The organism is uncultured Sphaerotilus sp. (genome assembly GCF_963924895.1).
Taxonomy (GTDB): Bacteria; Pseudomonadota; Gammaproteobacteria; order Burkholderiales; family Burkholderiaceae_C; genus Sphaerotilus.
The window spans coordinates 84,962-99,563 of record NZ_CAWURG010000049.1; the positions used below are offsets into that span (position 1 = coordinate 84,962).

Here is a 14,602-nt window from a genome sequence, read left to right on the forward strand (position 1 = left end):
GCGAGGTCTCAGGCAAGGGTGGCGGCCGCAGCCGTTTCGCCGTGGGGGATCACGATCCGGCGGGCGAGCGCCTGGATCTGGCGCATCACGCGCTCCAGTTCAGCCGGTTCACCGGCGCGGGCCAGGCGTTCGAATTCACGCGCAGGCTCGAAGAAGACATCGAAGCCGACCGTGCCGCCTGCGCCCTTGAGCCAGTGCGCCAGATCGGCCAGGTCGTTCAGGCGGCCATCGTCCAGCGCCGACTGCATCGCGGCCAGCTTGACGGGCAGCGTGCGGCCGAAGGTGCGCACCACGCGCGACAGGCGCGGATGGTCGGCCAGGCGCGAGACGATGGGGGCGCTATCGACCGGCAGTGCGGCCTGCGCCAGCACCGGCACCGGCACCGAGGTCGACGCGGGCGCAGCAGCCCGCTCCGGCAAGGCGCCGGCCACCTGCCGCCCGCCCAGGCGCCCGGCCAGTTCGGTCAGCAGCGCGTCGATGTCGACCGGCTTGGTCAGGTAGCCGGTGAAGCCGGCGGCCTCGATCTGCTGCTCGAAGCCCTTCATGGCGTTGGCGGTCAGCGCCAGCACCGGCAGCGTGCAGCCGCGTTCGCGCAGCGTGCGGGTGGCCGTGTAGCCGTCCATCACTGGCATCTGCACGTCCATCAGCACGAGGTCCGGCGCCTCGCGTTCCACCACGTCCAGCGCCACCGCCCCATCGCAGGCCTCCAGCACCGTCAGTCCGGCCGACTCCAGCACCAGCCGCACCAGCTCGCGGTTCTCGGCGCCGTCGTCGACCACCAGCACGCGGCCGGCGTCGAACTGCCAGTGTGTCGCGCCACCCGTGGCCTGCGGGCGCCGCACGGCCGAGAGCGCCTGCGGTGCCAGCCAGTCGATGCCGTCGAGCGCACCAGCGTCCAGCAGGACGTGGAAGGTGCTGCCCTGCCCCGGCGTGCTGCTCACCGTCACGTCCCCGCCCAGGGCGCGGGCAAAGCGCCGGCTGATCGCCAGGCCCAGCCCGGTGCCGCCGAACTGGCGCGTGGTCGAGGCCTCGGCCTGCACGAAGGGCTCGAAGATTGCGTCGAGCTTGTCGGCCGGGATGCCGATGCCGGTGTCGGCGATGTCGATCGCCAGGCGCGGCGTGGCGTCCCCGGCCGCGTTCACCAGGCGCAGCGTCACGGTCACCTTCCCCTGCAGGGTGAACTTCAGCGCGTTGCCGATCAGGTTGGTGACGATCTGGCGCACGCGGGCCGGGTCGGTCAGCACGGTGGCGGGCAAGGCGGCAGGAAAGGCGACGACCAGCTGCACGCCCTTCTCCTCGGCCCGCAGCCGCATGATGTCGGCCACCTCGTGCACGACCTGGTGCACGGCGCAGGGCACGCGCTCCACCTCCAGCCGCCCGGCCTCGACCTTGGACAGGTCGAGGATGTCGTTGATCAGCGCCAGCAGGTGGCGGCCGCTGCCGAGGATGGTGTCGAGGTGGCGGCGCGTGTCCTGCGGGTTGTTCTGCCAGCCGCGGCGCAGCAGCTCGGCAAAACCCAGGATCGCGTTCATCGGCGTGCGGATCTCGTGGCTCATGTTGGCCAGGAAGTCGCTCTTGGCGCGGTTGGCGGCCTCGGCCTCGTCGCGGGCCAGGCGGAGCTGGACTTCCTTCTCCTCCAGCGTCGTCACGTCGTCCAGGCTGATCAGCGTGCCGGCCGGCTGCCCACCGGCGCCGGGCACGGGCGAGGCATTGACCATGAAGGTGCGGGCGCGGCCATCGGCGTCGGTCAGGTGCATCAGCACATTGCGCCGCGGCTGGCCGTCGGTGAACACCTGCTGCCACGGCGTGTTCTCCACCCCCGGCAGCGTGGGCTGCGACCAGCCCAGCCCCGTCGCCGGCCGGCCGATCAGCGCGTCGCTGTCTTCACCGACCACCTCGCTGAACGCGCGGTTCGCCAGCACGATGCGCCCGGCCGGGTCCAGCACCATCAGGCCCTCGGCCAGCGTGTCGAAGGCGGTGCGCACGCGGCCCGGAATCACCCGGGACGGGTCGAGGTGGCGCAGCATCCGGCGCAGGTAGACATAGAACGACACGAAGCAGCACAGCGCGGTCGACGCCACCAGCAGCTCGGTCGATCCCAGCCACGAACGCCAGTTGGCGGTATCGCGCAGCGGATCGAACTGCAGCTCGGCCTGGCCCCAGGGCATGCCGCCCTGCACCAGCTGCAGCCGCAGGTGGGTGTCGGTCGATCCGGCGTCTGCGTTGTCCGAGGCCGACACCTCCGGTGCGCCAGCCTCGCCGGGCGTGCCCGCCTGGAGATAGAGCAGCCCATCGGCGCGGCGCAGCCGCACGGAGCGCAGCGCCGGATTGCGCTGCACGACAAAGTCGAGCACCTGCTGCAGCCGGTCGCGGTCCTGCTCGCCGAGCATCACCATGCTGCTGACGGCCACCGTCTCGGCCAGCGTGACCCGGGCCGCGCGCAGCGGGGCGTCGCGGTCGGGCAGCAGCCCGGCAAACTGCGCCATCAACAGCACGCTGACCACCAGCGAACTCAGCCCCAGCGCCAGATGGAAGCGCGAGGACAGGGGTTTCATGCGGAACTTCATGCTCATGCGGACCTCTCCGGCAGTTCAGGTGCCGCCGACGGCCCGGCGGCCGGGCGCACCAGCAGGCGACGGGCCTTGCTGAACAGTTTCTCGATCGGGTCGTCACCACCGTCATCCCCGCCGTCGTCACCGTCGCCGACGCCGTCCGCCGATGCCGTGCCAGACGGGTGGCGGCGCATCTCGGCCAGCACCGGCAGCGGATCCATGCCCGCCCAGGCCGGCACGACCGACATCAGGCTGGTCATCAGCACGCCGCCGCGCACCAGCCAGATCACGTAGCCCACCGACAGGCCGGTCGAGACCAGCGCCGTCGAGGCCAGCGAGACCATGCCGGCCTGCTGCGCGTCGGCCACCTCCTGGCGCAGCCGGTCCATCTGCTCGGCCAGCGAGGTGCCGGAGCGTGAGCCCCAGAGGTCGGCGTAGGCCACCAGCCGCTTCGGCGCCTCCCCGCCTTCCGAGGGCAGGTCCAGCGCCGCCGCGGCCGGCGGCTCGGCAGCGGCGGCTGCGCGGGCCGCGGGCGAGCGGACCACCGGCGCCTCGACCGCCGCCGGCCGCACGCCACCGCCCCGTGCTGAACCAGCGTCCTCGTCCGTGCGCGGCCTGGGGCCGAGTGCACCGTCGTCACCCACGCTGTCAGCCGGCGGAGGCAGCACAGGATCCGTCCGCCGCGCAGCCGCCGCCACCGGCGTGGTGGTCGTCGTGGCAGCGCTGTCGCCGGCCGAAGTGGCTGCGCTGGCATCTCCTGCAGCCACCGCCGCCAAAGTCATTTCGACCGCCGGGGCCGCTTGGCGCTGCTGCGTCGGTGCACCGATCCGCACTTCCGATTGACCGTCGCTCAGGCGCAGCGCGAAGGCCGTGGCGGTGCTGCCGACCGGCGCGACCCAGGTGACGCGGGCGGCGTCCAGATCCGCCTGCGTGAACACGGTCACCGCCTGCCCTGGCGCCGTCGCCAATTCGAACTGCCCGCCCTGCACGCTGTCCACCCGGTAGGTCAGCGCGGTCGCCGGGGTGTCCTGGTCGCTGGCGTGCAGCACGAGCGTGACCTTGCCATCGGAGATCAGCGCGACGTTGCGCGTCACCACCGGCGCCTCGTCGACATTGCTCACCGTGATCTGCAAGGCCTGCTGCGCCGTCAACGCGCCGTCGCTGACCTCCACCCGCACGTCGTAGCGGTTGTCGCCATTGGCATCGGCCGGCTGCTCGTGGTCCGGCGCCTGGCGGAAGGACAGCACGCCCGTCGCCGCATCGATCTGGAAGCGCGCCGCATCGGCGCCACCCACCACCGCGTAGTGCAGCGGCGCGTCGGCGTCGACGTCCGCGCCGACCAGCGTGGTGACCTCGATGGTGTTTTCCGCCTGGTCGAGCGCCACCGTGGCTGCGCCGCCGCTGCTGGTGATGCGCGGCGCGTCGTTGACGGCCTGCACCTGCAGCGCCGCCACCAGCGCCACGCCCGCCTGCCCGTCGCTGACCTCGCCCGCCAGCGTCACCGCGCCATGCCAGTCCGCGGCCGGGTCGAAGCGCCAGCGGCCGCCGCCCAGATCGACCAGCGTGCCTTCGCCGCCCGTCAGCCGCAGGGTCGACACCGACAGCGCATCGCCCTCGGCATCGCTGGCGCCGACGAGCAGGTCCGCCGTGGTGATGACACGCGCCGTGTCCTCGTCGACCGTGCCGAGATCGACCGCGGCGCTCACCGGCGCATCGTTCACGGGCGTGAACGCCACCTGCGCGGCCTGCGGCGCCAGCGTCGTCGTGGCGTCGGCCAGCGTCAGGCGGTAGCTTGGTGCGGCCTCGTTGCCATCGGCGACAAAGCGGATCGCACCCGCATCGACCTCGGCCTGCGTGAAGCGCGTGACCGCCACACCCGGCGCGGTGGTCTGCTCGAAGCGGCCACCCGTCAGGTCCTGCACGGTGTAGACCAGCGCCGCGGCGGGGGTGTCGACATCGCTGGCCAGCAGCACCGGCCGGGCCGTGCCGCCTTCGAGAATCGCCAACGCATTGGTGTCGAGCCGCGGCGCTTCGTCCACGTTGTCCACCACCACCGCCAGCGACTGCGACGCCGTGTGCAGCCCGTCGCTCACGCGGACGGTCACGTCGTAGACGCCATCGGCGCCCGCGTCGCGGGGCGTCTCGCGGTCCGGTGCGGCGCGCCAGCGCAGCGCGCCGGTGGTGGCGTCGACCGCGAACAGCGCGGCGTCCGCGCCGCCGGACACGGCGTAGGTCAGCGTGTCAGCGGGCAAGTCGGCATCGCGGGCCTGCACCTGCGTCACCGCCAGCGTGTTCTCGGCGACATGGCGCACGGCCGTGGCGCCGCCGCCGTCGCTGGTGATCACCGGCGCCGTGTCGTTGAGCGGCTGTACGGTGATGCGCAGCGCCTGCTCGTCGGTGTACAGGCCGTCGCTGACCTGCACGCTCACCTCGTAGAGGTTGTCGGCGCCCTGGTCACGCGGCGCTTCGGCATCGGGTGCCGCGGCGAAACGCAGCACGCCGGTGACGGCATCGACGGTGAACAGGGCCGCGTCGGCGCCACCCGAAACCGTGTAGCGCAGCGTGTCGGCGGGCAGATCGTTGTCATGCGCCAGCACCTGCGTCACCGCGGTCTGTCCCTCGTCGACCGCGAGCGCCGCACCCGCGCCGCCGCCGTCCGAGTCGATCACCGGCGCCTGTTCGTTGACCGGCAGGACGGCGATGGCGAACGACGCAGCCACCGTGCTGCCATCGGCCGAAGTGGCGCGCAGCACGACCGTGCGCGTGGCCACGCCCTCGTCCGGCACCGCACGCGCCAGCGTCACCACGCCGGTCGCCGCGTCGACCGCGAAGCGCCCGCCCGCCGAGTCGTCCAGCGAATAGGTGATGGCATTGGTCGTCAGATCGGCATCGACCGACGACGCCCGCAGTCCCACGGCCGTGCCGACCGCGGCGTTTTCCGCGACCGCATTGCGGGTCGCATCCGCGTCGTCGACGGCGACCAGGTCGAACTCGTCCACGTCCGTCACCTGCACGGTGAAGGCCTGCGTCCACAGGCTGCCGTCGGCGGAGGTGGCCTGCACGACCAGCGTGTGGGACAGCGCCGTCTCGGCATCCAGCGTGCCGGCCAGCGTGACCACGCCGGTGCCCGCGTCGATGGCAAAGCGGCCGCCTGCGCTGTCCGCCAGCGTGTAGGTGACGGAGTTGTTCGTGGCGTCGGCATCGACCGCGTGGGCGGTGATGCCCGCCAGCGTGCCAGCCGCGGCGTTTTCCGGCAGCACGCTGGGGGACGCATCGGCGTCGTTCACCGCGACGAGGTCGAACTCGTCCACATCCGTCACGCGCACGGTGAAGGCCTGCGTCCACAGGCTGCCATCGGCCGAGGTGGCCTGCACGACCAGCGTGTGCGCCATCGCCGTCTCGGCATCCAGCGCGCCCGCCACCGTGATCACGCCCGTGGTGGCGTCGATCGCGAAGCGCCCACCGGCGTTGTCCGCCAGCGCATAGGTGACCGTGCTGCTCGTCGCGTCGGCGTCGACGGACCGGGCGGTGAGGCCCACCGGCGTGCCGGCGGCCGCGTTTTCCGCCACCGTGTCGGCCGCGCCATCCGCGTCGTTCACCGCGACCAGATCGAACTCGTCCACGTCCGTCACCTGCACGGTGAAGGCCTGCGCCCACACGCTGCCGTCGGCGGAGGTGGCCTGCACGACCAGCGTGTGGCTCAGCGCCGTTTCGGCATCGAGCGCGCCCGCCACCGTGACCACGCCGGTGGCCGCGTCGATCGCGAACCGGCCGCCCGCGCTGTCCAGCAGCGCGTAGGTGACGGTGTGGTTGGTGACGTCCGCGTCGACCGATTGCGCGGTGAGACCCACCCGTGTGCCGACCGCGGCGTTTTCCGCCACGGCATCGGCCGCGCCATCCGTGTCGCTGACCGCGGCGAGGTCGAACTCGTCCACGTCCGTCACCGCGACGGTGTACGCCTGCGTCCACTGGCTGTTGTCGCTCGACGTCGCCTGCACGACGATGGTGTGGGCCAGGGCGGTCTCGGCGTCCAGCGGACCGGCGACGGTGACCACGCCGCTGGCAGCGTCGATCGCGAACCGGCCTCCCGCGCTGTCGAGGAGCGCATAGGTGACGGTGTTGTTCGTGACGTCGGCGTCGACCGACTGGGCCGTGATCCCCACCCGCGTGCCGACCGCGGCGTTCTCCGCGACGACATTGGCTGCACCGTCCACGTCACTGATTGCCAGCAGATCAAACTCGTCGACATCGCGCACCGCGATGCCGAAGGTCTGCAGCTGCACGCTGCCATCGACCGACAGCGCCCGCACGACGATGCTGTGGCTCTGCGCCGTCTCGGCGTCCAGCGCCCGCGCGATGGTGACGACGCCGGTGCTGGCATCGATGAAGAAGCGCCCGCCCGCGTCGTCGGCGAGTGCGTAGGCGACGGTGCTGCTGGTGGCGTCGCGGTCCTGCGCCAGCGCGGTCAGGCCGACGACGGTGCCGACCGGGTCGTCCTCGCGCACGCTGTTCGCCCGGGCATCGGCATCCGAGATGGCGCTGACGCCGTATTCGTTGACGTCCTGCACGGCGATGGTCAGCGACAGCGTCGTCGCGCTGCCGTCGCTCGACACGGCCCGCACCACGATGGAGTGGTTCAACGCCGTCTCGGCGTCCAGCAGCCCGGCCACCGTCACCACGCCCGAGCTGGCGTCGATCGCGAAGCGGCCACCCGCCGTGTCGTCGAGCGAGTAGCTGACCGTGTTGTTGCTCACGTCGGCATCGACCGACTGCGCGGTGAAGCCCACCTGCGTACCGATCGCGGCGTTTTCCGCCACGGTGTCGGGGCTGGCATCCAGATCGCTGATCGCCACCAGATCGAACTCGTCGACATCGCGCACCGCGATGCTGAAGGTCTGCAACTGCACGCTGCCATCGGCCGACAGTGCCCGCACGACGATGCTGTGGCTCTGCGCCGTCTCGGCATCCAGCGCCCGGGCAATGGTGACGACGCCCGTGTTGGCGTCAATGTCGAAGCGCCCTCCTGCGTTGTCACTGAGCGAGTAAGTGACGGCGTTGGCGGTCGCGTCAAGGTCCTGCGCCAGCGCGGTCAGGCCGACGACGGTGCCGACCGGATCGTCCTCTCGCACGCTGTTGGCCTGCGCGTTGGAGTCGGTGATGGCGCTGACGCCGTATTCGTTGACGTCCTGCACGGCGATGGTCAGCGCCAGTGTCGTCGCGTTGCCGTCGCTCGACACGGCCCGCACCACGATGGAGTGGTTCAACGCCGTCTCGGCGTCCAGCACCTGCGCAATGGTGACCACGCCGGTGCTTGCGTTGATCGCGAAGCGCCCGCCCGCGTTGTCGTCGAGCGAATAGCGGACGGCATTGGTGGTTGCATCGAGGTCCTGCGCCAGCACCGTCACGCCAACGGTGGTGCCGACCGGATCGTCCTCGCGCACGCTGTTCGCCCGGGCGTCGGCATCCGAGATGGCGCTGACGCCGTATTCGTTGACGTCCTGCACGGCGATGGTCAGCGCCAGCGTCGTCGCGCTGCCATCGCTTGATGCCGCCCGCACGAGGATGGTGTGGCTCAGCGCCGTCTCGGCGTCCAGCAGACCGGCCACCGTCACCACGCCCGAGCTGGCGCCGATCGCGAAGCGGCCACCCGCCGTGTCGTCGAGCGAGTAGGTCACGGTGCTGTTCGTGGCATCGCCGTCGACCGCCAGGACCTGCGCCCCCACCACGGTGCCGATCGCCGCGTTCTCCTGCACGGCATCCGCTGCCGGATCGAGGTCGGTGATGGCGCTGATGGCCAGTTCATTGACGTCAAGCACCGTCACGCGCAGCGCCTGGGTGTCGACCAGCACGCCGTCGCTGGCCTGCACGACCACGTCGTACTGGTTGTCGGCGCCGGCATCGAGCGCTGCCTCCGCATCCGGCGCGGCCAGGAAGCGCAGCGCGCCGGTGGCCGCGTCCAGCGTGAACCGGGCGGCATCGGCGCCGCCCGTGATCTGGTAGCTCAGCGGCACGCCGGACACGTCGGCGTCGGTGGCCACGAGGGTGGTGACCAGCCCGCTCGTGTTTTCCGCCACCGAGAGGGCCGCCGAGGCGCCTCCGCCGTTCGACGTGATGACCGGCGCGTACAGATTCGTCGGGCTCACCACGACCGCCATGGCCTGCGTCGCGACGCTGCCGTCCGAGGAGGTGGCCTGCAGCACGAGGTTCAGCGTGCTGCCGCTGTCGGCGAGCACGCTGCGAGCCAGCGTCACCACGCCAGTGGTCGAGTCGATGGCAAACCGCCCGCCGGCGTCGTCCGCCAGCGCGTAGGTGATCTGGTCCGGACTGATGTCGGGGTCCCCGGCGAAGGCCGTGATGCCGACCCGCGTGTTGGTCGTGGCGTTGTCGTTCACCGCGTTGGTGGCGGTGTCGGCATCGACTGGCGTGGAGACATTGAACTCGTTGACGTCCTGCACGGCGATGGTGACGCTACGGGTCGTCAGGCTGCCATCGGCCGACGTCGCCTGCACGACCACCGTGTGACTCGGTGCGACTTCTGCGTCGAGCGCACTGACCACCGTCAACACCCCCGTACCGGCCCCGATCGAGAAGCGCCCGCCCGCGTTGTCGAGCAGCGTGTAGGTGACGGCGCTGTTCGTCGCATCCGGATCGACCGCCCGCGCCTGGAAGCCGATCGCGGTGCCGATCACGGCGTCCTCGCGCACCGACTCTGCCGCGCTGTCGAGGTCGGTGATCGCGCTGACGCCGGACTCGTTGACGTCCTGCACCGCGATGGTGAAGCTCTGGCTCGCCACGCTGCCGTCGGCCGAGGTCGCCTGCACGACGACCGTGTGGGACAGGGCCACCTCGGCGTCGAGCGCACTGTCGACCGTCACCACGCCGCTGCTGGAGTCGATGGCGAACCGCCCGCCGGCGTTGTCCGTGAGGGCGTAGGTGACGGCGTTGTTCGTCGCGTCCGCATCCACGGCCGAGGCGGTGATGCCGACGGTGCTGCCGATGGCCGCACCCTCCGACACGGTGTTCGACGCTCCATCGGCGTCGAACGGGGTTGTCACGCTGGCTTCGTCGAGATCGCGCACGGCGACCGTGAATTGCAAGGTCTGGCTGCTGCCGTAGCCTGAGGCCGCGCGCACGATCAGGATGTGGCTGGTGGCGGTTTCGGCGTTCAGCAGTCCGGCCACCGTCACCACGCCGGTGTTGGCGTCGATCGCGAAGCGCCCCTCGGCCGCGTAGTCGAGCGAATAGACGACGGTGCTGCTGGTCGCGTCCGCATCGACGGCCCGCGCCTGGAAGCCGATCGCGGTGCCGATCGCCGCGTCTTCGCGGACCGACTCTGCCGCGCTGTCGAGGTCGGTGATCGGGGTGACGCCGAACTCGTTCACGTCCTGCACCGCGATGGTGAAGCTCTGGTTGGCCACGCTGCCGTCGGCGGAGGTCGCTTGCACGACGACCGTGTGGGACAGGGCCACCTCGGCGTCCAGCGCGCTGGCGACCTTCACCACGCCGCTGCTGGAGTCGATGGAAAACCGCCCGCCGGCGTTGTCCGTGAGCGTGTAGGTGACGGCGTTGTTCGTCGCGTCCGTATCGACCGCCGAGGCGGTGAGGCCGACGGCGCTGCCGATGGCCGCACTCTCCGACACGGTGTTCGGTGCCCCATCGGCGTCGAACGGGGCGGTCACGCTCGCTTCGTTGAGATCACGTACCGCGACCGTGAATTGCAGCGTCTGGCTGCTGCCGTAGCCTGAGGCCGCGCGCACGATCAGGATATGGCTGGTGGCGGTTTCGGCGTTCAGCAGTCCGGCCACCGTCACCACGCCCGTGCTGGCGTCGATCGCGAAGCGCCCCTCGGCTGCGTAGTCGAGCGAATAGACGACGGTGCTGCTGGTCGCGTCCGCATCGACCGCGTGGGCCTGGAAGCCGATCGCAGTGCCGATCGCCGCATCTTCGCGGACCGACTCTGCCGCGCTGTCGAGGTCGGTGATCGGGGTGACGCTGAACTCGTTCACGTCCTGCACCGCGATGGTGAAGCTCTGGTTCGCCACGCTGCCGTCGGCAGAGGTCGCTTGTACGACGATCGTGTGGGACAGGGCCACCTCCGCGTCCAGCGCGCTGTCGACCGTCACCACGCCGCTGCTGGCGCCAATGGCAAACCGGCCGCCAGCGTTGTCCGTGAGCGTGTAGGTGACGGCGTTGTTCGTCGCGTCCGCGTCCAAGGCCGAGGCGGTGATGCCCACGGTGCTGCCGATGGCCGCGGTCTCCGATACGGTGTTCGGCGCCCAATCGGCGTCGAACGGCGTCGTCACGCTCGCTTCGTTGAGATCGCGCACGGTGACCGTGACCTGCAGCGTCTGGTTGCTGCCGTCGATCGAGGCGGCGCGCACGACCAGGGTGTGGCTGGTGGCGGCCTCTGCGTTCAGCGTGCCGGCCAGCCTCAACACGCCGGTGCTGGCATCGATCGCGAAGAGTCCGCCGGCCGAAATGTCCAGCGAATAGGTGACGGTGTTGGTCGTGCCGTCGGCATCGAACGCGCTGGCGGTGAAGCCGACCAGGGTGCCGATCGCGGCGTTTTCATCGAGCGCCTCGGCCGCAGGATCGGCATCGGTGATCGGCGAGAGCCCGTATTCGTTCGCGTCGGTGACCACCAGCCGGAGTTGCTGGGTGTCGACGTGCACGCCGTCGCTGACCTGCACGGTGAGGTCGTAGACGTTGTCCGCGCCGGTGTCGGTCGGTTGCTCGAAGTTCGGCGCAGTGCGGAAGGACACGGCGCCGCTGGCGGCGTCCATGGTGAACCGGGCCTGGTCGGCACCGCCGATGATCGAGTAGGTCAGGGCCGGCCCGCCAGCGTCGGTATCGTAGGCCGTGACGACGGTGGCCGCGGTGAGGTTCTCGGCCAGGCTGACCGTCGCCACAGCACCGCCACCGCCCGAGGTGATCACCGGCGTCTGCGTGTTGGCCGGCACCACGTCGAGTGTCACCGTGCCGATGTCGCCGGGGCCACTCGCCAGCGCGGCGACGGACGAAGCGGGTGTGGTGTGGTGGTAGAGCGCCACGTCGTCGAGCGCACCCGTCAGGAAGCGCGTGGCGCTGAGCGTGCTGCTGGCTCCCAGCAGCACCGCGCCGTTCGTCGTGAGCGTGTCTCCACCCTGGCTGCTGCTGGCGCGCAGGGTGCCGTCGATGTAGACGAACGAGCCCGTGCCCGTCACGGTGGTCAGCGTGTACTGGTGCCAGCGGTTGTCGGCCAGCCCGGTGGCCGTGATGTCCAGCGCCGAGGTGTTGGCGATGGCCGTGCCATCGTTGCTGTCGACCAGCACGGTGCGCAGGACATTCTGGATGCCGGACCCGGTGACAGTGGCATCTTCGATGAAGTAGACGTTGAGGCTGTTCTGGGCGCCTGACGCGCCGTCTGCGTACAGATAGTGGTAGCCGGTGCCGACGTTGTCGGCCAGCTTGAACCAGTAGGACAGCGTGAACTCCTGGGTGTAGGACACACCCGCCAGCGCCACGCGGTCGTCGACGCCGTTGAACTGCAGCGCCTGCCCGTGCACCCCCGCCACCGGGCTGGGCTCACCGGCATTGGCGCCGACGTTGTCGTCGAGCGCCCAGTAACCGGCGAGGCCTTCGCTGTTGTCGATCACACGGTATTGCAGCGTATCGCTGCCGACGTAGCCGGCGTCGGGCGTGTAGAGCACCTGTCCGGCGGAGATCGCGGCCGTGCCGTGCGTCGGCTGCACCAGGTCCAGCAGCGTGAGCGCGGGGCCGGTGCCGAGCAGGTCGTTGGCCAGCACGTTCACGCTGGTGGCGGTCTGGTAGGCGATGCTGACCTGGTCTGGCTTGGCGCTGACCTGGTCGTTCACAAGGACATTGGTGACGGTCACCGCCAGGGCCTGGGCGCTGCTGAGCTGCCCGTCGCTGGCGCTCACGACGACGTTGTAGACGTTGTTACCGCCGACGTCCGCCGGCAGTTCGAAGTTCGGCGGCGTGAGGAATGTCAGCGCCCCGCTCTGGCTGTCGATGGCGAACTTCGCCTGGTCGGCGCCGCCGGTGATGGCGTAGACCAGCGCTTGCACCGGCCAGTCGGCGTCGGTGGCGTGGACCGTCGTGACCGCCGTGGTGTTCTCCGGAATGGACACCGCCGCCGTGGCGCCGCCGCCGTCGCTGGTGATCTGCGGCGCGGTGTTCGCCGGCTCGAAGGTGCGGACGCTCACCGCCAGATTGTCGACCGCCCCCTCGCCGCTCCATGCGACCACATAGTGGCTGGCATCGTGCACCGCCACCGAGGCCGAGAGCTGGTCACCTGACGTTGTCTGGTTGACCAGGAAGGCAGCACCGCCAGACGGAAAGGTGCCATCGGCGTTGACGACCCGGGCGTAGCTCCCCTTGCCGCCGCCGTCGCCGCCCTTCTGGTAGACGACCACCGCCGTGCCGTCCGGCGCCAGGCTGATCGACGGACTGGTGGCATCGGTGGCGGAATCGACATAGAACCAGGTGCCACGACTGCTGCCATCGGCATGGTAGGCGCGGCCCCAGATGCCCTTGAGAGTCTTCGTCTCGGTGTAGGCCAGCGTGAAGTTGCCGGTGCTGTCCATCGCGATCGAGGCCCCCGCACTTTCGGACAAGACGTTGTCGACCTGGGTGATGGCACCGGCGGCCGCCCCAGTGGCGTCGTAGCGCTGGAAGCGGATGTGCAGCCCGTCATTCCACGCGATGACGAATCGCCCGGTCGCATCCATCGCCACAGCGGGGCTCAGCTCTCCGTTCAACGTGCCCGCAGCCCGGTCCGTGGCATCCAGGGCACTGCCGTCCTGCGCGAAACGGCGGAAGAAGACCGACTGACCACCCGGACCATCGCCTTCCCACGCCACGACGAGGTCGCCATTGCCTGAATTCAGGCCGATGACCGCGTTGAGCTGGTCACCGCTGTCGCTGGCGTTGGCGCGAATCTCGCCGGTCAGCGCGGTGCCATTCGCGGCGAATCGGCGGAAGTAGACGCTGGCGGTCGTGCCATCCTGGTCCTGGCTGGTCCAGACCACGGCGAACTGCCCCGAAGCGTCGCCGACGATGCGGGCGTTTTTCTGGTCCTTGGCGGTGGTGGTGTTGACCAGGATCTCGCCCGTCAGCGCCGTGCCGTCGTAGGCGAAGCGGCGCACGTAGACGCCCTTGCCGCCGCCGTCCTGGCCGCCGCTGGTCCAGACGACGGTGTAGTTGCCGGCAGCGTCCAGCGTCACGGCCTGCTGGCTGCCGCGGGTCTCGGCGTCGGTGTTCTGGTTGCCCGCGGTGGTGAGGTTGACCTGCCTCTCGCTGCCCAGCACACCGTCCCAGCTCTGCTGCAGCGCGGCGTCCGCCGCCACCGCCGCCTCGATCTGGCCGGTGTGCTGCTCCAGCAGCCAGTCGCCGCCGCGGGCGGCGCTGCCGGTCAGGTCGTCGCTGGCGGCCACATCGGCGCCGGTGAGCGCGGCCAGCCCCTCGATCAGGAACAGCCCGTTCGCCCCGGCGGCGACATCGCAGCCGTAGAGCATCAGGTCGGCCTGTGCGCTCAGCGCGCTGCCCCAGCCGGCGATCTCGCCCGCCCGCCGCAGCAGGCTGTCGGCATCGAGCGTGGACGTGCCCAGCGCCACCACGCCCGACTGGCCGTGGCTGAAGACGTGGACGGCGTCGAAGGTCTCGCCCGCCGCCTGCCGCTCGTCCAGCGTGCGGCTGATGACGGCCAGCCCGTCCTGGTCCGCGGCGATGGTGACGACCTCGATCGGGCGGCCGGCGGCGCGTTCCGCCAGCAGGCCGTCGACCAGCGTGCGCGCCTCGGGAAGGCCGAGGTCCACGAAGGCGATCTCGGTGCGGACCGCCGTCTGGTCTGCGGTCTGCGTGGTGGTTTGTGCAGTGGCTTGCGCCGTGTTTTGCAGCCGCTGTTCCTGCGCCAACCCGGCGTCACCGCCCGCCATGGCCGCCACCGCCGCCAGATCGGCCGAGTAGAGGATGCGCGGCTCCAGCGTCTCCATCAGGACACGGGCGCGGACACGGGCGGCGGGCAACGGCATGCGTGGGAAGGTCCGGAC

The 14,602-nt window shown here is 70.7% G+C and carries 2 protein-coding genes; both read right to left on the reverse strand.

Translation table 11 applies throughout. From position 1 onward, the window contains the following. Window positions 1–8: 8 nt before the first annotated feature. Window positions 9–2,573 (reverse strand): ATP-binding protein, encoded by a 2,565-nt coding sequence (locus tag AABN02_RS18125; protein ID WP_338416310.1) that lies wholly within the window; start codon window positions 2,571–2,573, stop codon window positions 9–11. Next, a complete protein-coding gene (locus AABN02_RS18130) occupies window positions 2,570–14,584 on the reverse strand; it encodes a cadherin domain-containing protein (protein WP_338416311.1) in 12,015 nt (4,004 codons plus the stop codon). The genes AABN02_RS18125 and AABN02_RS18130 overlap by 4 nt, the downstream gene beginning before the upstream one ends. Window positions 14,585–14,602: the final 18 nt, after the last annotated feature.

Bases quoted from the DNA above. Each gene is read 5' to 3' on its own strand.
- AABN02_RS18125 (WP_338416310.1), bottom strand. From the start codon at position 2,573: ATGAGCATGAAGTTCCGCATGAAACCCCTGTCCTCGCGCTTCCATCTG.
- AABN02_RS18130 (WP_338416311.1), bottom strand. From the start codon at position 14,584: ATGCCGTTGCCCGCCGCCCGTGTCCGCGCCCGTGTCCTGATGGAGACG.